This window comes from Propionicimonas sp. T2.31MG-18 (genome assembly GCF_964266745.1).
Classification (GTDB): domain Bacteria; phylum Actinomycetota; class Actinomycetes; order Propionibacteriales; family Propionibacteriaceae; genus Propionicimonas.
In genome coordinates, this window is sequence record NZ_CAXWGX010000027.1 from 26,497 (window position 1) to 47,058 (window position 20,562).

At 68.7% G+C, this 20,562-nt stretch carries 19 protein-coding genes and 1 tRNA gene; 11 read left to right on the forward strand and 9 right to left on the reverse strand.

All coding sequences use genetic code 11. The features are described from left to right. Nucleotides 1–39: 39 nt before the first annotated feature. Nucleotides 40–1,173, reverse strand: coding sequence for a sensor histidine kinase (locus ACFQQJ_RS13190; protein ID WP_377107098.1), 1,134 nt, complete (start codon nt 1,171–1,173; stop codon nt 40–42). Further along, entirely contained in the window at nt 1,170–1,877 is a 708-nt protein-coding gene (locus ACFQQJ_RS13195) for a response regulator transcription factor (protein ID WP_377107099.1), read from the reverse strand. The genes ACFQQJ_RS13190 and ACFQQJ_RS13195 overlap by 4 nt, the downstream gene beginning before the upstream one ends. Nucleotides 1,878–2,012: 135 nt before the next feature. On the opposite strand from ACFQQJ_RS13195, the gene ACFQQJ_RS13200 reads away from it, so the two are divergent. Genes ACFQQJ_RS13200 through ACFQQJ_RS13215 form a run of 4 tightly spaced genes read left to right on the forward strand, consistent with a single transcriptional unit; the run spans nt 2,013 to nt 4,144 of the window. Further along, entirely contained in the window at nt 2,013–2,291 is a 279-nt protein-coding gene (locus tag ACFQQJ_RS13200; RefSeq protein ID WP_377107101.1) for a hypothetical protein, read from the forward strand. Then, nucleotides 2,288–2,587 (forward strand): glutaredoxin, encoded by a 300-nt coding sequence (locus ACFQQJ_RS13205; protein WP_377107103.1) that lies wholly within the window; start codon nt 2,288–2,290, stop codon nt 2,585–2,587. Before ACFQQJ_RS13200 ends, ACFQQJ_RS13205 begins: the two co-directional genes overlap by 4 nt. Next, nucleotides 2,580–3,518, forward strand: coding sequence for a cytochrome c biogenesis CcdA family protein (locus ACFQQJ_RS13210; RefSeq protein ID WP_377107104.1), 939 nt, complete (start codon nt 2,580–2,582; stop codon nt 3,516–3,518). The genes ACFQQJ_RS13205 and ACFQQJ_RS13210 overlap by 8 nt, the downstream gene beginning before the upstream one ends. A gap of 17 nt (nt 3,519–3,535) precedes the next feature. Beyond that, nucleotides 3,536–4,144, forward strand: coding sequence for a peroxiredoxin family protein (locus tag ACFQQJ_RS13215; RefSeq protein ID WP_377107106.1), 609 nt, complete (start codon nt 3,536–3,538; stop codon nt 4,142–4,144). Nucleotides 4,145–4,164: 20 nt separating this feature from the next. Here ACFQQJ_RS13215 and ACFQQJ_RS13220 read toward each other — a convergent pair whose 3' ends face one another. Beyond that, the gene (locus ACFQQJ_RS13220; protein WP_377107107.1) at nt 4,165–4,995 is read right to left on the reverse strand and encodes an alpha/beta hydrolase; all 831 of its coding nucleotides are present in this window, start codon (nt 4,993–4,995) and stop codon (nt 4,165–4,167) included. Between the two features lie 338 nt (nt 4,996–5,333). On the opposite strand from ACFQQJ_RS13220, the gene ACFQQJ_RS13225 reads away from it, so the two are divergent. From ACFQQJ_RS13225 to ACFQQJ_RS13240, 4 genes are all read left to right on the forward strand, one after another. Beyond that, nucleotides 5,334–6,539 carry an AI-2E family transporter gene (locus ACFQQJ_RS13225; RefSeq protein ID WP_377107108.1) on the forward strand — a complete coding sequence of 402 codons (1,206 nt, stop codon included), beginning with the start codon at nt 5,334–5,336 and terminating at the stop codon, nt 6,537–6,539. 253 nt (nt 6,540–6,792) lie between these two features. Further along, nucleotides 6,793–7,317: an HdeD family acid-resistance protein gene (locus tag ACFQQJ_RS13230; protein WP_377107110.1), complete on the forward strand. Its 525-nt coding sequence runs from the start codon at nt 6,793–6,795 to the stop codon at nt 7,315–7,317. A gap of 74 nt (nt 7,318–7,391) precedes the next feature. Continuing rightward, on the forward strand, nt 7,392–10,178 hold the full coding sequence (locus ACFQQJ_RS13235) for a cation-translocating P-type ATPase (RefSeq protein ID WP_377107111.1): 2,787 nt from the start codon (nt 7,392–7,394) through the stop codon (nt 10,176–10,178). 243 nt (nt 10,179–10,421) lie between these two features. Beyond that, the gene (locus ACFQQJ_RS13240; protein ID WP_377107113.1) at nt 10,422–11,471 is read left to right on the forward strand and encodes an FUSC family protein; all 1,050 of its coding nucleotides are present in this window, start codon (nt 10,422–10,424) and stop codon (nt 11,469–11,471) included. A 740-nt stretch (nt 11,472–12,211) separates the two neighbouring features. Here the strand turns inward: ACFQQJ_RS13240 and ACFQQJ_RS13245 are convergent. Next, on the reverse strand, nt 12,212–13,468 hold the full coding sequence (locus ACFQQJ_RS13245) for an amidohydrolase family protein (RefSeq protein ID WP_377107114.1): 1,257 nt from the start codon (nt 13,466–13,468) through the stop codon (nt 12,212–12,214). Between the two features lie 747 nt (nt 13,469–14,215). Then, entirely contained in the window at nt 14,216–14,359 is a 144-nt protein-coding gene (locus ACFQQJ_RS13250) for a hypothetical protein (protein WP_377107116.1), read from the reverse strand. An 11-nt stretch (nt 14,360–14,370) separates the two neighbouring features. Here ACFQQJ_RS13250 and ACFQQJ_RS13255 point away from each other — a divergent pair, with 11 nt between their 5' ends. The 3 genes from ACFQQJ_RS13255 to ACFQQJ_RS13265 all read left to right on the forward strand — a co-directional run bounded on the left by ACFQQJ_RS13255 (nt 14,371) and on the right by ACFQQJ_RS13265 (nt 17,829). Further along, nucleotides 14,371–14,871, forward strand: coding sequence for a threonine/serine exporter family protein (locus tag ACFQQJ_RS13255; protein WP_377107117.1), 501 nt, complete (start codon nt 14,371–14,373; stop codon nt 14,869–14,871). Nucleotides 14,872–15,019: 148 nt separating this feature from the next. Then, on the forward strand, nt 15,020–15,406 hold the full coding sequence (locus ACFQQJ_RS13260) for an SHOCT domain-containing protein (RefSeq protein WP_377107118.1): 387 nt from the start codon (nt 15,020–15,022) through the stop codon (nt 15,404–15,406). Between the two features lie 278 nt (nt 15,407–15,684). Beyond that, complete coding sequence (locus ACFQQJ_RS13265; RefSeq protein WP_377107119.1) at nt 15,685–17,829, forward strand: alpha/beta fold hydrolase; 2,145 nt, start codon at nt 15,685–15,687, stop codon at nt 17,827–17,829. Between the two features lie 292 nt (nt 17,830–18,121). Here ACFQQJ_RS13265 and ACFQQJ_RS13270 read toward each other — a convergent pair. From ACFQQJ_RS13270 to ACFQQJ_RS13285, 4 genes are all read right to left on the reverse strand, one after another. Continuing rightward, nucleotides 18,122–18,194, reverse strand: a tRNA-Asn gene (locus tag ACFQQJ_RS13270). Between the two features lie 41 nt (nt 18,195–18,235). Continuing rightward, a complete protein-coding gene (locus tag ACFQQJ_RS13275) occupies nt 18,236–18,727 on the reverse strand; it encodes a hypothetical protein (protein WP_377107120.1) in 492 nt (163 codons plus the stop codon). Between the two features lie 46 nt (nt 18,728–18,773). Continuing rightward, on the reverse strand, nt 18,774–19,169 hold the full coding sequence (locus ACFQQJ_RS13280; RefSeq protein ID WP_377107121.1) for a (deoxy)nucleoside triphosphate pyrophosphohydrolase: 396 nt from the start codon (nt 19,167–19,169) through the stop codon (nt 18,774–18,776). Nucleotides 19,170–19,179: 10 nt separating this feature from the next. After that, on the reverse strand, nt 19,180–20,538 hold the full coding sequence (locus ACFQQJ_RS13285; protein WP_377107122.1) for a pyridoxal phosphate-dependent decarboxylase family protein: 1,359 nt from the start codon (nt 20,536–20,538) through the stop codon (nt 19,180–19,182). Nucleotides 20,539–20,562: the final 24 nt, after the last annotated feature.

The following is a 20,562-nucleotide window of genomic DNA, read 5'->3' on the forward strand; positions in this document are numbered from 1 at the left end:
GGTGGTCGTGCCCAGCATTCGTGCGGTGGCGGTGAGTTTCTAGCCGGTTCGGTGTTGTTTCGATGAAGGTGCTCCGGACACCGGCAGCCGAAGGGTGAGCGCGGCGCCCCTGCCCTGGCCCGCGCTGTCGGCCGTCAGCTGGCCGCCGTGGGCACGGGCGATCGCCCGGCTGATCGCCAGGCCGACACCCGTGCCGCCGCTGTCGCGGTCCCTGGCGGTGTCGGCGCGGTAGAAGCGCTCGAAGACGTGGGGCAGGTGCTCGGCCACGATCCCGTCCCCGGTGTCCCTGACCTGGATGCTCACGGCATCCGGTTCGGCGAGGACACGGACGACCACCTGCCCGTCCGCCGGGGTGTGCCGGAGGGCGTTCGACAGCAGGTTGGCGAGGACCTGGGCGATCCGCGTGCGGTCGACACGGACCGGGGGAGCGCCGTCGGCGGGCACGACCTGGAGGGCGACGTGCTTGCGCTCGTAGCCCTCCCTCGCCGCCAGGACGGCGTCGCCGGCGAGCAGGTTGGGGTCGACCGGATCCAGTGCGAGGTTCAGCCGTCCCTCCTCGGCGGCTGACACCTGGCCCAGGTCGTCGGCGAGCCGGGAGATCCGTTCGATCTGGCTGGACAGGATGTGCCAGGCCTCCGGGCCCGGCTCGATGGCCCCGTCCTCGAGGCTCTCCACGCAGATCTCCATGCTCGCCAGGGGCGTGCGGATCTCGTGGGCGAGATCGGTGAGCAGTCGCCGCCGGCTGGTCTCGATGGAGTCGAGCCGGGTGGCCATGGTGTTGAAGCTGCCGGCCAGGGTGGCCAGCTCCCGTGAGTCCGGTTCCTCGACCCGCTGGGCGTAGTCACCATCGGAGATGCGCGCCGCGGCGTCGCCGAGGTCGACGAGCGAGCGACGGAGCCGGCGGCTGATCAGCACACTCACCACGATGGCCCCGGTGGCGGCGATCAGCAGGCCGATGAACAGGGCGAGCGTTCCGGCGGTGTTGAACGCCTCCTCGGAGTGGGCGAGGACGTCCGGACTGTCGTGACCCGCCTCCCGCATGTGGGCCTCGAACAACGGGGGACCGGCGATCGCCGCCACCACGATCATCGTCAGCGCCATCGCCACCGACACCGCGACCTGCGACATCAGCAGCCGGGTGGTGAGGCTTCCCGGGCGGGACGGCCCGGTCACCGGCCCGGTCCCATCCGGTAGCCGACGCCGCGCATGGTCTCCACGAAGGGCAGGTCGGCGACGGCGGCGAGCTTGCGGCGCAGGTGCCCGATGTGGACGTCGACCAGGTGCTCGTCGCCCACCCAGTCAGGCCCCCACACGGCGTCCACCAGCTGGCGCCGGGTGAAGGCCGCCCTCGGCCGGGCGGTCAGGACGTCGAGCAGGTCGAACTCGGTACGGGTGAGGTCCACCTCCACGTCGAGCACCGTCACGCGCCGCCCCACGGGGTCGAGCCGCAGCGCCCCGATGAGACGGGGTGGTTCCTCCACCACGCGGTCGGCGCGCGGGCGCCGCAGCAGGACCTGGACCCGGGCGACCAGTTCGCGGGCACTGAACGGCTTGGTCATGTAGTCGTCCGCGCCGGAGGACAGGCCGACCAGCTTGTCGATCTCCTCGTTCCGGGCGGTCAGCATCAGGATGTAGCAGTCCGAGCGCTGCCGGATCTCCCGGCACACCTGGAGCCCGTCCTTGCCCGGAAGTCCGAGGTCGAGCACCACCACGTCCGGCGCCTCGGCGAGTGCGAACTCGACAGCACGGACGCCGTCGTGGGCGACGCTGGTGCGGAACCCCGCCCGCTGCAGGTAGTTGGCCACCATTCCGGCCAGCACCGTCTCGTCGTCGACGACCAGCACGTGGGCCGGCGTCAGGGCAGCGGGTTCGCTCATGCCGAAATCATGCCGCCCACCCGCCCGAACACCACCACGGTCCCCGGCCATCTCCATCGATTCTTCAGAACGGCTTCGGGATTTCGTCGTGGACGCCCGGTTGGCTGGAGTCATGACGAGTTCAGGAGGCACCCGGTGATGGGCTTCGGCGGGATGGGCATGCCCGTCCTCTGGCTGTTCGGAGTGGTCGTGCTGGCCGCCATCTGGGCCGGCGTGTGGTGGATGCTCGTCGCGATCGGCCTGACCCCGGGCCGGCACCCCCACCAGCTGCCTCCGCCATCGCTGCGGCAACGACCCGAATCACAGACCTGGCAGCAGCCCGGCTTCGCGGCGGGGGACTGCGCAGCGCCGTCCATGGACGCCGTGCCGGACCCCCGAGCCCACATCATCCACACCGAGAGCGACGACCGATGACCCAACACACCCTCCGACCAGGTCCCGCGCTCACCCTCGTGACCGCGCCCGGGTGCCACTTCTGCGAGGACGCGCACCGCCACCTCGAGGGGATGATCGCCAGCGGCGTACCTCTCCAGCTGCGGGTGGTCGAGGCCACGTCCGCCGAGGGACGCTCGCTGCTCGCCGAGCACCGGCCGGCCATGAACCCCCTGCTGATCGTGGACGGCACGTACTTCTCCGCGGGTCGTCTCCCGCGGCGCAAGCTGGATTCACTGCTGTCCGGCACGCCGGGGATCGGAGCCGGTCGTGGGTGACCTCCTGACCACGGGCGGTGTCCTGGCGGCGTTCTTTGCCGGCGGCGTCGCCCTGTTCGCCCCGTGCTGCATCGTCTTCCTGGCGCCGAGCTACCTGGCCGCGGCCGTGAAGAACCGGCGGTGGCGACTCCTCCCGCTCACCTTCCTCTTCGCCGCGGGACTCGCGTCCATCCTGGTGCCGATCACGGTGGGGATCAGCCTGATCGCCGCGGCTATCGCCCGGTATCACGCGGTCCTGTACTGGGCCGGCGGCATCCTGATGCTCGTCCTCGCCGCGTTCACGCTGTCCGGTCGGATGTGGAGCCTCCCGGGAGTCCTGAGAACCCCCGACACCAGCCGTGGCGATGGCGCCAGCTTCTTCGCGCTCGGTGTCTTCAGTGGCATCGCGTCCAGCTGCTGCGCGCCCGTCCTGGTCGGAGTGATGACGCTGTCCGCACTCGCCGGCAATCCGGTCGGCGGCGTCGGCCTGGGCCTGGCGTACGTGTTCGGAATGGCGTTCCCGCTGTTCGTGATGGCCCTGGTGTGGGACGCCACCGGCCTGGCCACGAAGGCGCCGGTCGCCCGACCGGTCACCCTCCGCCTCGGCGCGTGGACGCTGGCAACCAACACGGTGAACGTCATCGTCTCTGTCGGCTTCGCGATCATGGGCGGCTTCATCATCTACCTGGCCAACACCGGGCAGATGACCGGAGGACCGGAGCTGCAGGTCGCCACGGGTCGCGCGCTCGCCGGCTGGTTCGCCTCGGTCGAAGCCTGGCTCGAGCCCGTGCCCGAGCCGGTGCTCGGACTGGGTCTTCTGGCCGTCGCCGGGGTGTTCGTCTGGGCCACGCTCATCGGGCGGCGTGGACGCCGACCGGGCCCGGACACCCCCACCCCGGCCGGAGACGATCGGGCAACCCCGGTTCCCGAGCAGTCCGCACACTGCCACTGACGCCACGAAGGATCACCATGACCAACACCGCCCGCCAGGAACTCCGCGCTCGCCAGAAGGCGGCCGCAGCAGCCGAAGCCCGGCGCAGCCGCCGCAGGCGCTGGATGAGCTGGGTCGCGGGCCTTGCCGTCGCCGCAGCGGTCGCCGGCATGCTGCTCACCTCCCAGACCACGTCGGCAGCCACCAGCACCCCGGCGCCCGACTTCACCCTCGCCACTACCGCGGACACCACCGTCACCCTGTCCGGACTCCGCGGCAAGCCCGTCCTCCTCTACTTCAACGAGGGCGCCGGCTGCGGCGCCTGCATCATGCAGATGGCCGAGATCGAGAAGCGGAAGGAAGGCTTCGACGCCCTCGGTGTCACGGTCCTGCCCGTTGTGATGAACAGCAGGGCCGACATCGCCGCGGACATGGGCCGCTACGGTGTCACGACGCCCTTCCTCCTCGACGACGGGTCGGTCTCGAGGGCCTACGGCACCCTCGGCAAGGGCATGCACGCCGACCTCCCGGGGCACAGCTTCGTGCTCATCGACGCCGCTGGTGTGCAGCGCTGGTACGGCGAGTACCCCTCGATGTGGCTGGATCCCGCCGAACTCCTGCGCGAGGTCAGCAGCCGTCTGGCCTGAATCCTCCCGTCCGGGATGGCCTACGGGTGCTTCGGCTGCTCGATGACCAACGGTGACACCAGGACACCGCCTGCGGTCGGCTCTCCGGTTCCGAGCGCCGCCCGGAGGAGAGCGGTCACCTGCTCCGTGGATCCGGTCGAGGGGGAGCGGGGGTCGACGAAGTCGTGCATCCACTTGAGGTCCGCGTCGACCAGCGCCTCACCGAAATAGCCCGACCGGGGGGCGAAGACCGCTTCCGCGAACGCCCGCGCGACATCCTTGCGAATCGCGAAGTCGCCGGGGTTCGTCACCAGAACCGTGCGCTCGAGGTCGTGGTCAACTCCGATCGAACCGTCGTACAGCCACTCCGAGAGGTGCAGGAACGACATGATGCCCGGGAGCGGGAACCCCGGATAGGCGTACGGGCTGCCCACGATCTCCGCCTTCACCCGCGGGTCCCACCACCAGTAGAGCCGCGGAACGATCCGGGGGAACTTCACGAACAGCCGGACAAGGGGCATGGGGAAGCCGACCGGCGCCACGAGCGGCGCGGCGAGCACCAGCCGGCTGACCTCGGGACGGGTCGCGGCCGCCCAGCCCGCCATCGTTGCACCCGCCGACAGCCCCACGACCCACACGGGGCCGCCGAATCCGGAGGCGATGTCGATCACGCTGTGCAGGTGGTCGATCAGCTCCGAACTGGAGAGCCTGAGCAGGTCGCGGGTCAGAACATCGGCCTCGCCGTGGTACGGCATCCGCGGCAGGAGTACCCGGTACCCGTCCGACCGCAGCCGTTCGGCGACGTCGACGAACTGCGAGGGTGCATTCGTGAAGCCGTGCCAGATCACGACGGTGGCCGCTGGTTCTTCCACGGGTTCCAGAAGGCGCGACTGCGTGGCCTCGGGAACGGCGGCGTCCAGCGATGCCAACACGGCGAACTTCGCTCTGGCATCCCTCGGACTGGCGCTCGGGCGCGGGTCCGCCGCCGGCACGCTCGACAGGGGAAGGAGCCGCCGGAACCAGGGCGGCCGCGCAGCACCTTGGGTGGCGGTCATGGAGGTCCGTTCTCGTTCGTCCGTCGCTGGCCGAGGCTAGCACGCCGGATCCGGCGCCCGTGGGGCATCCTCGCGACTCCGGCGCTCGGCCACCTTGGTCACGAGGTCGGAGGCAATTCACTGACGCCACCGACCTGAACTCCTACGCTACCGGTATGGCCGACAAGGATGTGCCCGTGTCGTCCTCGGTCGAGGATGACCTGCAGGAGAACGCGGCGGTTCAGGGGCCGGAGCGGCAGGCGCCATCGCTGCCCGGTCCGCTGCCGCCCGAGGCGCCGACGCCCGCGACCCCGCCGTTACGGGTAGATCTGGGCCGGTCGTTCACCTGGGGGTTCACGGCGACCGCCGGCGCCCTCGTCGCACTCTGGCTGGCGACGGGGATAGCGACCCTGGCGAGCGTCGTGGTGTCGGTCGCCCTGGCTGCCTTCCTCGCGCTGGCCCTCAGCCCGGTCGTGACGTGGCTGCAGCGGCACCGGCTGAGCAAGGCGATGGCCATCACCGTGGTGTTCGCCGGATTCGTCCTTGTCTTCGCCACCATCATCTGGGTCATCGTGCCGATGATCGTCACCCAGGTCAGCGCCTTCGCCGAGGCAGTCCCGCAGTACCTCGCCGACGTCAAGAACAGCGACTGGTTCCAGGCTTTCACCCAGGGCCCGATGCAGGGGCTCTACACCAACATGGTTGCCCAGGTTCAGGCCTGGATGTCGGACCCGGAGAACCTGATGGCCGTCGGCGGCGGGGCGCTGGCGGTCGGGGTCGGACTGATCAACACGATCTCCAGCACGACGATCATCCTGGTCCTCACCCTCTACTTCATTGCCTCGCTGGACCAGATCAAGGCCGCCCTGGTTCGGTTCGCCCCTGCCTACAACCGCGCAACCCTGGCCAGCCTGATCGACGAGATCACGGATTCGGTCGGCGCCTACGTCTCCGGCGAGGTGACCCTGGCGGTCCTGAACGCTGCCGTCACCTTCATCCTGCTGAGTCTGCTGCAGATGCCCTTCGCGCCGTTGATGGCGTTCATCGCGCTGTTCGTCACCCTGATCCCGATGATCGGCTCGGTGTTGATGTGGATCATCGCGGGGGTCTTCACCCTGTTCACCTCGTGGTGGGCCGCGTTGATCTTCGCGGTGGTGTACTTCGGCTACATGCAGATCGAGGCCTACGTCATCACTCCGCGCATCATGTCGAAACAGGTCGACGTGCCCGGGCCGCTGGTCCTGATCGGTGCGATGGCCGGCGGCATTCTGCTGGGGCTCCTCGGCGCCCTTGTCGCCGTTCCCGTCACCGCATCCCTCTTGCTGATCCTGAACCGCATCACCCTCCCCAAACAGGACGCCAGGCTCCAGCCAGACCGGTAGCCGGGCTCCTCCCTGCCCTCGCGCGGTGACAGCTTCGTCGTTGAGTCGCGCGGCATCGGGGTGGATCGGACAGGGCACCCGTGGCCCGCCCGTTCAGCCTCGGGGATGCTCCGGTGCCGCCACGAATCACCGCGTGCCGCGACCCGAAACGCCCGGTGGGTGCGAGACTGAGATCGGTGTCGGCACCGTTGGAAGGAGACCCATGATGTCTGCGAGCCACGTCGAATCCGGCCTGGAGAATGCTGACAGGTCCGTGATCAATGCAATCCGCGCTGCTCTCGGCGTGGGTGGCCTCGTTTCGCTTGTCATCGGCGTGGTCATTCTGGCCTGGCCCGGCAAGACCGCGATGGTCATCGCCGGGATCATCGCCGTGTACGCGGCGATCGCCGGGTTGGTCAATCTCGGCATCGGCCTGTTCTCCCGCAGGATCGGGGGTTGGCCGCGCGTCGGCTACCTCGTGCTCGGCGCCGTCTTCCTGGTCGCGTCGGCCGTGGCCTTCGCCAATCTCGGTATCGCCGCCGCCGTGCTCGCCAGCCTCGTGGGCGTTCTGGTCGGCGTCGTGTGGATCATCGAGGGCGTGGTCGGGCTCACCCTGATCGGTGACGCCGCGTCCAAGGTGTGGACCGTCATCTTCGCGATCATCAGCATCCTGGCCGGGGTAACGCTGCTCACCTCGCCCTTGTGGGGCGCGGCGTTCCTGTGGTGGCTTCTCGGGATATCCCTGGTGATCCTCGGCCTCGTCCAGATCGTCCGGGCGTTCCGCTTCGGGCCCCGCTGACCCGGCACCGGCGTCCCGCTCTGAGTCAGTCAGGCTCCCACCGCGAACGTTGTCGAACCGCTGGAGAATCAACCATGAGCAACGCCGACCCGTCGAGCACTTCGCCCGGCAACCTGCAGAGCCCCTGGACCATGGAGGTCCCCGCCGTCCTGTCCGCGCTGGCCTCCGACCCCGATCGGGGATTGAGCCAGCAGGAGGCCGACAGGCGCCTGGCCGACATCGGCCCCAATGAGCTCCGCTCCGATCCGCCGCCGTCCGCGTGGAAGATCGGGTTGGCACAGCTCGCCGACCCGATGAACCTGATGCTGCTGGCCGTGGGTGTGGTCAGCCTGGTGATTGCCCAGCAGTCCACCGCCATTCTTGTCGCCCTGCTGGTGGTGCTGAACCTTGTCCTCGGCACTCGCCAGGAGCTGGCCGCCCGGGCGAGCATCGACGCGCTCTCCAGGATGCAGGTGCCGCAGGCGCGGGTTGTCCGCGACGGCGCGCTCCAACTGATCGCCGCCACCTCGGTGGTGCCGGGGGACCTGGTCCAGCTCGAGTCCGGGGACATCGTCCCGGCTGACGGCCGGATCCTGCGGGCCGCGACGCTGGAGACGCAGGAGGCCGCCCTGACCGGCGAGAGTGCACCGGTGGGCAAGTCGGTCGCGACCCTCGGCGGTGGCGATGTGTCGCTGGGCGACAGGGCCAACATGCTGTTCCAGAACACCGCGGTGACCCGCGGTACAGGCTCGATGGTTGTCACCACGACCGGAATGAGCACCGAGGTCGGGCGCATCGCAGACATGCTCACCAGTGTGAAGGCGGTGAAGTCGCCCCTCCAGAAGGAACTGAACAGCCTCACCCGGGTAATCGGCCTGCTTGCCTGGGGTGCGGTCGCCGTGATCGTCATGGTGGGTCTGGGTCGGGGCCAGGGCGTGGAGGACGTGCTGCTGCTGGGCGTGGCCATGGCGCTGTCGGCGATCCCGACCGGCCTGCCGACCTTCGTACAGATGATGTTGTCCTACGGTGCCGGCGAGCTCGCCGAGGCGAAGGCTGTGGTGAAGAGCCTGCCCGACGTGGAGACGCTCGGGTCCACCTCGGCGATCAACACCGACAAGACCGGCACGCTCACCTTGAACGAGATGATGGCTTCCACGCTGTTCTACCTCGGCCACTGGTACACGATCACGGGTGAGGGCTACCGCAAGACTGGCGAGATCCTCCACGTCGCGGGCGAGGACGTCCCCGACTTCACCCGGCTGAGCCTGGGCCTCGCCCTCGCCAGCGACGCCACCGTCTCCGATGACGGCGAGGTCGTCGGTGACCCGACCGAAGCGGCCCTGGTGGTGCTTGCGGCGAAGGTGGGCGTCGACGCCGAGCCCACGCGGCGCGAGTACCCGCGGGTCGCCGAAGTGCCCTTCGACTCCGACTACAAGTTCATGGCGACCGTGCATGACGTGAACCTGGACGGCACCCCCCGCACGGTGATGCTCGTCAAGGGTGCCCCCGACGTCGTGCTCGGACGCAGCGCGACGGCTCGGCGCTCCGACGGGACCTCCGCCCCGATGGACAGCCAGGCCGACGGCATTGCCCGGGCCAACGCAGAGATGGGCGGGAAGGGGCTTCGGGTCCTCGCCTTCGCCATGAAGGAGGTCGACCCTGCGGATCGGGCCGCGGTGCTGGGTGACCCGATGTCCGCTGTCCAGGGGCTCGACTTCATCGGTCTGGTCGGGATCATCGACCCCCTCCGCCCCTCGGCCAAGGAGGCCGTGCGCCTGGCGCACGCCGCCGGCATCCAGGTGCGGATGATCACCGGTGACCACGCGGTCACCGCCGCCGCCATCGGCGAGGAACTCGGGCTGGGGGCAGGCGCCATCAGCGGGACCGAGTTCCGGGCGCTCTCCGACGGGGAGGTTCTCGACCGGCTCGATCAGATCCACGTGTTCGGTCGCGTCTCGCCGCAGGACAAGCTCCGGCTGGTCCAGCTGATGCAGTCGCGCGGTCAGATCGTCGCCATGACCGGGGATGCGGTCAACGACGCCGCAGCGCTGAAACAGGCCGACATCGGAGTTGCGATGGGATCGGGCAGCGAGGTCACCAAGCAGGCCGGAAAGATGATCCTCACCGACGACAACTTCGGCACCCTCGTCCATGCCGTCCAACTCGGACGCGGGGTCTACGAGAAGATCCTGGGTTACATCAACTACCAGATGTCCCAACTGATCGCACTCGTTCTGCTCTTCCTGGTCGCGAGCCTGTTCGGGATCAACGACGGGGTCGCGATGTCCCCGCTGATGGTGTTGTTCCTCAACTTCTTCGTCGCCTCGGTCCCGGTCTTCATCATCATCGGAGATCCCGTCGGGGAGGGGATCATGAGCCGCCCGCCACGGGACCCGAAGGTAACCATTGCCAACACCAGCTCGGTGCTGAGGTGGCTGTTGTACGGGTTCGTGATCTTCGTCACGGCGCTCATCCCGCTCATCGCCGGACCAGATCAGCCGCGACCGGACGCCCCGAGCGTCTCGATGACGATGACCGCGGTGATCGTCGCGTTCGCCAGCGTGTTGAGTGGGATCTCGCTACGCCGGCTCCGCGAGCCCGGGTTCGTCGGCCCGGTCAAGGCCGCGTTCCGGCTGGCAGCGATCCCGCTGGTGCTGACCGTGCTCGCGACCGAACTCGGATTCCTCCAGACCGCGCTGCTGACAACCGGGCTCACGCTGAGGGAGTGGCTCCTGTGCACCGCACTCGCCGCGATCACCCCCGCCGTCATCGAACTCGACAAGGCCCTCAAGCGCCGCAGGAGCGCCGGCCCGAATCCGGTGAGTCCCCAGGCTGCCCTCGCCCCGGCCCGCGCTCGCAGGGGGGCCGGAACCGAGAGCTGACCCTCCTTCCCGCTCGGGGAGCGCGCCCACGCGGCCGTACTCGCCCTATGCTTCCGGTGAAGCGGGTGAGCCTGCTCTTCGAGGAGGAAGTCCAACGCAGGACGAGGATCGGTCGACCCGCGGACCTGGTGGTGGCGAGCCGATGTTCGATCACGACCCATCCTCCAGCCAGTCGGTCGATCGCCCCCAGGGGAGGGACGCACAATGCAGAGCGCCGATCACCCCACAGGCAGACCCCGATCGTTGCATGACCTGATCAGGGACCCGGAGCTGGAAGGTGACTGGGGTCTATCGGTGCTGGTGGTGGTCCTGCTGGCCGGAGGCGTGGCGTTGGCGTCTGCCTTCGGCGACCCGGAGCGGGCTGTGTTCACCATCCTTCCGTTCCTGATCGCGGTCGTCGGCGGGTTGGCCGCCGGCTGGCGCGCGGGGCTCGCGCTGAGCCTGATCACGGTCGGCCTGGTGGTGGCGGCCAGTCTGTTCGCCTCATCCCCGCTGACGGCGGCGCTCGGGTTTGCCGCCGTGTCGCTGTGGGTCTCGGTTCCGAGCCGGTGGCAGCCGTCACAGTCAGTGGGCCCGACCCTGATGTTGGTCTACCTCATCGCGGTGGTGACGGCAGTGCCTGGCGCGGGGTGGGGGATCTCGCTGCTGTTCGCGCTGGCGGCCGTGGCGGTCGGGATGCTCGTCGTCGCGTTGGTCACGATGCTTCGCCGCACGACGCGGGCCGCCTCAGGCGCTGCCCCGCTGGAGGCACCACCGAACGACGCGACGATGGGCGAAGCGGGCCCTCCTTCTGCGCCGTGGTCCTGGCGGGAGGTGATCGGCCCGGTTCTCGCTGCCGTGGTGATGGCGGCGCTCACGTTCTGGCACTCGGTATCTCCGGGCTTCCAGATGCCGGTGTGGGTGCTGCTCACCTTCATGATGGTGTACCAGCCGGTGCACCCGGAGACAGTCAAGCGGTCACTGCTGCGGGTGATCGGCACGATCATCGGGTTCGCCGGCGTGCTCGTCCTCGGCCTGCTCCCCGGGCCGCTGTCGTACGCGCTCGGGATCGCGGCCATCGTGCCGGCGATCGCCTATCTGAAGCGCTCCTACCTGCTCTCGGTGGCGGCCGGGGCGGTCATGGTGGTCACCATCTATGGCGCACCTCAGGGGCAGTACCTCTCCTGGGGCATCGCCCGCACACTCGACACCGCCGTCGGCGCGGCACTCGCCCTCGGACTGAGCCTGCTGGTCCGCAAGATCACTCCCGCGCCGGCGGGAGCCGGACCGGGCACAGTGACCCGCGGCGGGTAGGCGGGGACGTCGTCGCCGGCGAACCCGACGTGGTCGATGCCGAAGCGTTCGGCCCCGGTCATCGGCACGGCGGAACGGCTTCTCCGTCGACACGACCTCCAGCGACCGACAGCGGCTTCGGCTGGTCAGTGGCGACACACGCGGTCAGCCGCAACACACGAATGGCTCGCCCGCCTGGACTCGAACCAGACTCGGGATCGACCTCCCCTGTCTGTATGAAGCGGCCGATTGAGCGTGGTGACTAGGATGAATAGGGAACATCAGGGGGAGTAGCGTCGTTACAGAAGTCGCCACACATTGCCCGAAGTCGCCTACTATGTCGCCCATATGTTGCCCATATCGGCAGGGAGAACGGGCTGTGGTGGCGAGCAGAAGGAGCTTCGGCAGGCTGAGGAAGCGTGCCTCGGGCCGCTGGCAGGCGGGTTACCTCGGGCCACACCACCAGAAGCGGCACTTCCCGCTCCATGCCCCCTTCGGCGTCGGCTCGTCCTCTTACTCAGGAGCCACGACACGCGCGCCAGCATCGAGAGGTCCGCGAGTTGACTCGGCGAGAGGTCCGCATAGGCGTCGTCAAGGCAAGCCCCGTTGTCCGGGGCAGCAGATCCTCCCAGCGTTGACAGACTGAAGCGCCCAGGCTCGCCACGACTCAGAGACCTCCGACTGCGTCGCACCTGTCTGCACGGCAACCACGGAGACGGGCGGACTGTCGTCTCGCCGTACCGCCCGCCTGGCAAGTGCAGTTAATTCACCTTGTTCTTGTAGATCTTCCCGTCCTTCATGATCAGGGCGAGGTTCTCCTCCGGCCTGGTGAGGATGGAGATGTCCTTCAACGGATCGCCGTTGACCAGCAACAGGTCCGCGTAGGCGCCCTCTTCAATCACGCCCAACTTTCCGGGGTAAGGATTACGCGGTCCGCTCATTGCCAACAACTCCGCATTCGCGGAAGTCGCTTGCCGCAGGACCTCGGAGTTGCTGAACCACTTCGCGCGGTTGGTAAACTCCTCGCCCTGCCGCGCCAGCAATGCCGAGTCGCCGATTATATCTGTGCCAAATGCAACGCGTCTATAACCCTTGGCCTTGATCAGCTTGAACATGTTGTCGAGACCTGTAGCTGCTTCTTTGAATCGTGCTATCTGTCCCTCGTTCATGCCGGCGGGTGTGTTCACGAACACCAGGGTCTGCACGCTGAGCCAGACACCTTTGGCAATAATCAGATCGAGCGTCGGTTCGTCGATGAAGTTGGCGTGCTCGATCGACTCGACGCCGTTCTCCACGCACATACGTATTCCTTCGTTGTTGTAGACATGCGCGGCCACGTAGGTATGCCAGTTTTGCGCCGCACGAACCACGGCACGGACTTCCCACGGGGTGAATTGCACGGTGTCCAGCGGGTCAGCCGGTGAGGCGGCGCCACCACCGGCCGTGATCTTGACCTGTGTCGCCCCCCTGCGCAGTTGCTCTCGAGCAGCGATCAGCATTTCCGCTTCCCCGTCCGCGACGACGGCATGCCCTACTCGCACCATCGTCTCCGGATCCGTGGCACGGGGGCGCGGGATCGCGTTGGGCGTGCGGTAATCGACGTGACCGCCTGTCTGGCAGATCACGGCACCAGATGGATAGAGCCGTGGGCCCGGGAAGCGGCCCTCGTCGATCGCCCGTTTGAGCGAGAACGTGTTGCCGCCCGTGTCGCGGGCCGTGGTGAAGCCCCGCATCAGCATCTTGAGCGCTTCATCCTGCTGCACGAACGCGAAGTAGTACTCATCGATCGCCGACACCTCGCGGAAGTCGACCTGCATGGAAATGTGCACGTGGGCATCGATGAAGCCGGGCGTCAGGGTGCGCCCCGTGGCGTCGATGACCATTGCGCCCTTCGGTGCCCGGATGGTCGTGGCAATTTTGGTAATCTTGTCGCCCTCCACCAGCACGCTCATGGGCGCGGTGAGGGTGTCGCTATTGCCGTCGAAAATGCAGGCATTCGTGATGAGCAGTGTTTCCATGGTCGTCTCCCTTCCTTTCGTGAGCTTGGTTACTTGATCGTGTCGCTTCAGATCTTCCCGCTCATGATCAGTGCCAGGTTCTACTCGGGTTTAATGGCTCTTCTTACTTGCGGTGGGTCTGGGCGACACGCCGCGGTGAGCTGGTTGGGGTGAGGTAGGGGGTCGAGCCCTCAGGATCAGGAACGACCAAGCACCCCTCCACCGAGGACCTCGACTGTGCCTGAGCCTACTCTCGATCTTTCATCGGGCCGGAGCAATGATCAGAACCTTTGGATGGTCCTCGGCCTGGTGACGTGTGGGGCGGATGCCCGTTGTCGGGCTCGAAGCACCCGTCGCCGTAGGGGTTGCGGCCGTTGTAGGCGAGTAGGCGAGTAAGCAGTAGCCGTAGCCGAGTTCGCGCCAGAACGCGACCCGGTCGGGGTCTCCCTCGAAGATCGAGTTCCACTGGTTGGTGAAGAAGATGCCCAGCCGGCCCGGTCACTGCCGTGTCGATGTCGGCGGTGCATGCCTCGATTGCCTTGAATCCTGCCTCAATCAGGCGATCCCTCTCGTGGTGGAACTCCGGAGCCTCGGGCGAGGACCACTGGGTGGGCCAAATGCCCGAGTAGAGCGTGTCGATCGCCATCGAGGAGCGGACCAGGTCTCTGGCTCGATCCGTCGCCGGGTACTCCTGGCTCCGCTGCGGAATCTGCGATTAGTCAGCCATGATTCACTCCTTCGATGTCGGACCCCGGCCAGGCCGAGACTTCACAGTGATTCGAGGCTGCCGATCAGGTTGTGGAAGAAGGCGATGCTGCGGCCGTACTCGCTCACCAGGACGCGTTCGCTGACGCCATGCCAGCGGGCGGTATCGGCGGCTGATTCGACCCGGACCGCGGTGAACCGGAGCACGTTTCCGGGGCATGCCGAAGGCCCAACTGCTGCCAGCAGTCGCAATCCGCGCCGGAGGCTGGGTCGTTGCCAGCCTCGGTTCTCAGCTCGGCACCGTGTCGGGCTGGTTCGCCTACGCCGTCGTAGCCGCGTGCGTCGGGGCTGTTGGCGCGCTCACCGCACGGCTGCGGGACTCGGCAACCAGTGTCTACACCGGGGTCGCGATCCTGCCCCTGGTACCCGGATTCACCTTGTGCCAGGGGATGCTCGCCCTTGCCGACCGCCAGACCGCCGCAGGTGTCGCGACCCTCGGGCCGCGACCGTCACCTCCCTCGCCGTCGCGGTCGGCGTCGCCGCAGGACTCGCCCTCACCACCGACGTGTTCCAGATCCGGGTCCGGCTGCCTCTTCGCCGGGAGTAGGGATCAAACGGTGAGTGGCGCTGGTCGCCGCGCCCGAAGCCATCGTCGAGCCCCGTCCGTGGCGTCGACCAGTTGGGCCCAATTTCTGCGCGCAGCGACCCCCGACGCCTAGGCTGAGAAGCAGCCTCGGTTGGGCTGAATGCGCCAAACCCGGCCAGGGAGCAGATCCTAATCTCCCGAACCGGTCGGTTCGCCGTATTTCGGTTCATTCATGAGCCCGCCCGGGACTGCAACAGATTCGCTCAGCGAAAGGGACGGCAGTGTTCACCAACATCTTTGATTTCATGCTGTGGAGCTTCTGGTTCTTTATCTGGATCTCGGCAGTGATGATCTGGTTCCAGTGCATCGTCGACCTGTTCCGCGATCCCACCCTGAGCGGCTGGGGGAAGGCCGGCTGGTCGGTCGTGTTGATCCTGCTGCCCTGGATCGGCGGGCTGATCTACCTGATCGCCCGGGGCAAGAGCATGACCGAGCGCCAGATGGCCGCTGCGGCTGACATGCGGGCCGCCCAGGACCGCTACATCCGGCAGGCCGCGGGCTCGGCCAGCAGCCCGGCCGACCAGATCGCCTCAGCGAAGGCCCTCCTCGACTCCGGCGCAATCACCCAGGCCGAGTACGACGCGCTCAAGGCGAAGGCTCTCGCCTGAACAGAGCCTGCTGAACCCGCCCCGCCGGCGGACGAGGAGGCCGCGGCCTTCGCGTCCGCCGGCGAGTCGTTCGGGACCGTTGGCGAGCCGTCTCCCACTGCTCGCAAGTCCCACTCCTTGAGGGGGTCGGCCCGGCGCCACGTCCCGAGGCCAACCCGCGACCGATTCGTTGCCCCACCCCTGAACCGGAGCCCGACCCGAGGAGTTCGGCACGCAGAGCGCGACTGGGTGACAAAGTAGCCCCATGACGCGTCCTTGACGCTGAGGAGGAGTCTCAAATGCCGACTGATCTCGCCGACCTCAGGCTGCATGTTCGGATCGATGAGGGCGAGGGTCCGGTGATCGTGCTGTTGCACGGGATCAACTCCAACGCCGACGACCTGCGGGGCCTGATCGATGCGCTGGGTTCTGGCCATCGGTTGATCGCGCCCGACCTGCTGGGCTTCGGTGACTCGCCCAAGCCCCTGGACATCGAGTACTCGACCGACGAGCAGGCGCAGGTGTTGGACCAGACGCTGGCCGATCTGGGGATCACCAACCGGTTCCTGCTGTTCGGCTACTCGCTGGGTGGGGATATCGCGTTGCGTTACGCCGCCACGTACCCGGAGAAGCTGCGTCGCTTGTTCCTGCTGTCGACGCCGTTCTACCTGCCGCCGGAGGCCTATGACCGGCGTGGCTTCGGGATGGAGTACGCCCAGGCGTTGCTGTTCTCCTGGTTGTGGAAGGTCGTCGGTCGGCAGAAGGACCGCGACACGCCGGTATATGAGCTGGCGGCCGGCCGGCTGAGGACGTTCGCGCAGGACTTCATGCGGACCGGGGACATCTCCCAGCACTGGGACATCATGGCCCGCACCCTGCAGAACACGATCTCGCAGGCCACGATCCTGCAGGACCTCCCGAAGCTGACCATGCCGACGGTGTTCGCCCTCGGGGTTCGGGATCCGATCGTGCGCCCGGACCAGACGCTCGCTTTGCAGCGGATCAAGCCCGATCTCGAGGTCCGCCGGATCATGGGCCTGACCGCTGACCACCTGCTGGTCCGCAGCACCCCCGAACGGGTTGCCGTCGAGGTCCTCCGGGACGAGATCGACAGCCTGAATGTCGGGCTGCGGACAGGCACGGGGGCGCCCCTGGTGCTGCTGCCGGACCTGCAGGAGACGTGGCATAGCTGCGAGGGGGTTGCCGAGGACTTGGCCGCCGATCACGACGTGGCCGTCCTCGACCTGCTCGGGTTCGGTGATTCCCCGGCGCCGCTGACCAGCCGCTACACCCCGGAGGACCACGCGGCCGCCGTCCTTTCCACGGCGGAGAGACTGTTCGGTGGACAGCGATTCCAGGTGGTCGGCGTCGGCTTCGGCGCCGACGTGGCGCTCGCCTGCGCTGCGGTCGCTCCGCACGCGGTCAGCGGGGTGGTGGCGATCTCGCCGCTGTTACCCGACCAGAGCGGTGCGGATCCGAGCCCGGCGTTGGCCCGGCTGCTGGCCTCGCGGGACACGCTGATGGCCAACGCGCGGGACGAGCGAATGCAACGGATCGGCAACGAACGGCTGGAGCGGGAGGTGGTTCCCGCGGTCCGGTCGATGGACGCCCTGGTGTCGACTCCGATCGTCGGCGTGCTCTCCCGGATGGCGACCCCGATGAGGTTCTTGCTTCCCGGGCCGTCGAGCGAGGTGCCCGGCTGGCTCGCGGCCAGGGCCCAGTCCGAACCTGGCCTGGTCAGGGTCGACAGCACCCCGGGGATCTCCCATCCGGAGTTCAGCGCCGAACTGGTTGCTGCCGCGGTGCGCGGGGTTCCGCTGCCGCCGCTGACCACGAACCCCGACCCGCGCCGACCCGCCCGAAGGGACCCGATCACCGCGAAGCTCCGGGGCCTGAATACCAGGCTGCTGATCAGCGGCGGCTTCCAGGCACTCCTCGGCCTGCCCTTGTTGCTGTGGCCCGCCCCGATCCCGGTCGAACTGGTGGCCGCGGTCATGGCCGTCTGGATTGGCATCACCGGCGTCCAGACCCTGGTCGGCGCCGTCGGGCTGAAACGACGCCACCAGGGCTGGCTCATGTGGGGAATCGTCGGCGCCTTCGAGGTCCTGTTCGCCCTCGGCCTGCTCGCCGGGAGCCTCTTCGCCATCCGACTGGTGGCGTGGATCATCATGATCGGTGCAGGAGTACGCGGAGTCGCGCTCTTGATGGTCGCGATCAAGGCATCGCGCACCCCGGGACGACGCTGGGTGCTCGTGCTCGACGCGCTGCTCTCGCTGGCCATCGCGCTCGCCCTGCTCATCTGGCCCCTGCTCGGCGCTCGCTTGCTGCGCTACTCGATCGGCGGCTACCTCGTCGCTTCCGGGCTGGGCAGCATCGCCTTCGCCTACGCCAATCACCGCGCCACGAACAAACGCATCCAGCACTACCTGGCCCAGACCGCCTGACTGCCATCTCCCGGAGAGCCGTCCGGTCCCGATTCCAACTTCGGCCGCCCCGACCGAGGATGGCCGTTGGAGCTGCGAGGAAGAGCATGCGCCGCCTCCGGTGTCCTCGAGGCGTCCGGAGATCCTCGGGCGAAGCGCCTGTCGGCTGCAATCACGGTTGTTCGTGCACCGCTGCCCCGTTGAGCTCCGGCCGCAACGCGCCGGGGCGCTGGTGGCCCGCATCCCGCCCGAGGGGGATGAGCTCCCTCGACTGTCAGTCGTGTCTCCCGGGCCGGCAGCCCGACATGGGAAGCTCCCCCGCCTGGACTCGAACCAGGAACCTACGGATTAACAGTCCGACGCTCTGCCAATTGAGCTACAGGGGATCGCGCTGGGCGCGAGTCGGTACGTTACCAGAACTTCCGGCTCAGGCGTATTCGGCGCGGAGCCGCGCCAGCTCGAGCGCGACCCGCGGGTCGGCATCCACCTGCCCGGGCTGAACGCCCTTGCCAGGAGCCACTCGCCAGACCAGCGGACCGTCCGGGTTCCCGAGGTCCCTGCGGGCGGTGATCACGGCCTGTCCGGTGCCGTCGAGGTCGACCGTGCGGACGCAGGCGATGCTGGCGGTCACCCGCTCGTTGAACAGGTCCGGCAGGTGGCCGGTGTCGGTGAGCACGACGGAACCCGTCCCGCCGTCGGTGCGGGTCCAGCGCAGGGTGCGGGACGCGTGGTCCCAGCCGCCGTGCTCGATCTCGTGCCAGGACACCTCGTGCCAGCCGCCGGCACCGGGATGCACCAGGGCGTCGGCGAGGCCGAGCACGGGCCCCTCGGCGCTGCTGCCGGACGCGAGCACGCGTCGGCGGCCCACCAGGGCGGCCAGGTCGGGGTCGTCGGGACGGGAACGTCGGAACAGCGCCATGCCCCCAGTGTGGCCGGGGGCGGCGGGACGGGCCAGCCGGGACGGCTCAGGGGCGGTCCGGGCAGGCGAACGCCAGCCGGCGCACGGCGGCCAGGTCGGGCGGCGCCCAGATGAGCCAGACGAGTCGCTCGCGCTGGAACCAGCAGAGCTGGTCGTGGTCGGTGCTCCGGACGGGCAGTTCGCCGAGCGGCCGGACGAAGTAGCAGGACAGCGTGAGGGTTTCTCCGTCCACGACGGTGGCGCTGCGGTCGAGCAGCTCCCCGACCTCGATCTCGACGCCGAGTTCCTCGGAGATCTCCCGTTCCAGCGCGGACGCCGCGTCCTCACCGGGTTCGAGCTTCCCTCCGGGGAGCTCCCACAGGCCGCCCGCGGCGAGCCCGCTGCGGCGCCGGCAGGCGAGCACCCGCTCGCCGTCGGTGAACACCGCGGCCACCACCTCCATGCACACCCCCTCAGGCTGCCGCCCGCCGAAGTGCCGCCAGGGTCTTCGCGACGTCGTCGTCGGTGGTCGACCAGTTGCACAGGGCAACCCGCAGCACAGACTGATCATGCCACCGCGAGCCGGTCGTCCACGCCGTCCCATCCTCGAGCATGCGCCGCACCACCTCCCGGGTGTGCTCGTCGCTGCCGAACCGCGCGCACACCTGGGTGAACACCACGTCGTGCAGCACCTCGCCGCCCGGGATGGTGGCGATGCCGTCGGCGAACATCCGGGCGTGGCGGCAGTACCGCTCGACGAGGTCGGCCACGCCGCTGCGTCCCAGGGACGCGAGCGCCGCCCACACGGTGGTCGCCCGGGCACGGCGCGACATCTCGGGCACCCGGTCCAGTGGCTCGCCGGCGCTGTCCTGGATCAGGTAGTCGCCGTGCATGCCCATGGTCGCCCGCATCGCCGTGTCGTCGGCGACGATCGCGATCCCGCAGTCGTAGGGCACGTTGAGCGTCTTGTGGGCGTCGGTGGCCCACGAGTCGGCGAGGGCCAGGCCCGCGGTCAGGTGGCGCAGGGCCGGGGACGCGGCCGCGAAGAGCCCGAACGCGCCATCCACGTGCACCCAGGCGCCCGCCCGGTGGGCGACCGGCACCGCGGACGCGACGTCGTCGAAGGCCCCCGAGTGCAGGTTGCCGGCCTGGAGCACCACGATCGTCGGCCGGTCGTCCCCGCCGGCCAGGGCCGCCTCCAACGCGTCCACCCGGATCCGGCCCTGGTCGTCTGCGGCGACCGGCTCGGGACGCCCGAGTCCGAGCAGGCGCAGCCCCTTGTCGATCGAGTCGTGCCGCTCGGCCCCCACGAGTATGCGGACGCCCGGCGAGGCGACGAGCCCGCGCTCGGCCACGTCCCAGCCGACCCGACGCAGCACGGTGTCGCGCGCGGTGGCCAGGCAGGTCGCGTTGGCCATCGTCGCGCCGGTCACCATTCCGACGCCGCTGCCGGCCGGCAGGCCCAGGAGGTCGAGCAGCCAGCGGTCGGCCACCTGTTCGATCGCGACGGTCGCCGGGGTGACCGCCCGCAGCGCGCTGTTCTGGTCCCAGGCGCTGACCAGCCAGTCCGCGGCCAGCGCGGCGGGGAGCGTCCCGCCCATCACCATCCCGAACCAGCGCCCGGACGGGATCGCCGTCAGCCCCGGCTCGGCCGCGTCGGCGAGCAGCTGGACGACCTCCGTGGCCGGACGCGGGCCCTCGGGCAGGTCCCCGAGCGCAGCGGCCACCTCCTCGCTGGTGGCCGACGGGGGCACCCTCCGGCCGGGGAGCGAGTCCAGCCACTCGACGGCCCTGCGGTGGGCCACGTCCAGCGCGTCGTACATCTCGGTCATCGCCATCCTCCTGCCCTGCGGTCG

What these genes read in the sequence shown, in the direction of transcription:
- ACFQQJ_RS13195 (WP_377107099.1), bottom strand. Translation starts at nt 1,877, where the DNA reads ATGAGCGAACCCGCTGCCCTGACGCCGGCCCACGTGCTGGTCGTCGAC.
- ACFQQJ_RS13245 (WP_377107114.1), bottom strand. Translation starts at nt 13,468, where the DNA reads ATGGAAACACTGCTCATCACGAATGCCTGCATTTTCGACGGCAATAGC.
- ACFQQJ_RS13255 (WP_377107117.1), top strand. Translation starts at nt 14,371, where the DNA reads ATGCCGAAGGCCCAACTGCTGCCAGCAGTCGCAATCCGCGCCGGAGGC.
- ACFQQJ_RS13235 (WP_377107111.1), top strand. Translation starts at nt 7,392, where the DNA reads ATGAGCAACGCCGACCCGTCGAGCACTTCGCCCGGCAACCTGCAGAGC.
- ACFQQJ_RS13285 (WP_377107122.1), bottom strand. Translation starts at nt 20,538, where the DNA reads ATGACCGAGATGTACGACGCGCTGGACGTGGCCCACCGCAGGGCCGTC.
- ACFQQJ_RS13280 (WP_377107121.1), bottom strand. Translation starts at nt 19,169, where the DNA reads ATGGAGGTGGTGGCCGCGGTGTTCACCGACGGCGAGCGGGTGCTCGCC.
- ACFQQJ_RS13275 (WP_377107120.1), bottom strand. Translation starts at nt 18,727, where the DNA reads ATGGCGCTGTTCCGACGTTCCCGTCCCGACGACCCCGACCTGGCCGCC.
- ACFQQJ_RS13205 (WP_377107103.1), top strand. Translation starts at nt 2,288, where the DNA reads ATGACCCAACACACCCTCCGACCAGGTCCCGCGCTCACCCTCGTGACC.
- ACFQQJ_RS13225 (WP_377107108.1), top strand. Translation starts at nt 5,334, where the DNA reads ATGGCCGACAAGGATGTGCCCGTGTCGTCCTCGGTCGAGGATGACCTG.
- ACFQQJ_RS13215 (WP_377107106.1), top strand. Translation starts at nt 3,536, where the DNA reads ATGACCAACACCGCCCGCCAGGAACTCCGCGCTCGCCAGAAGGCGGCC.
- ACFQQJ_RS13265 (WP_377107119.1), top strand. Translation starts at nt 15,685, where the DNA reads ATGCCGACTGATCTCGCCGACCTCAGGCTGCATGTTCGGATCGATGAG.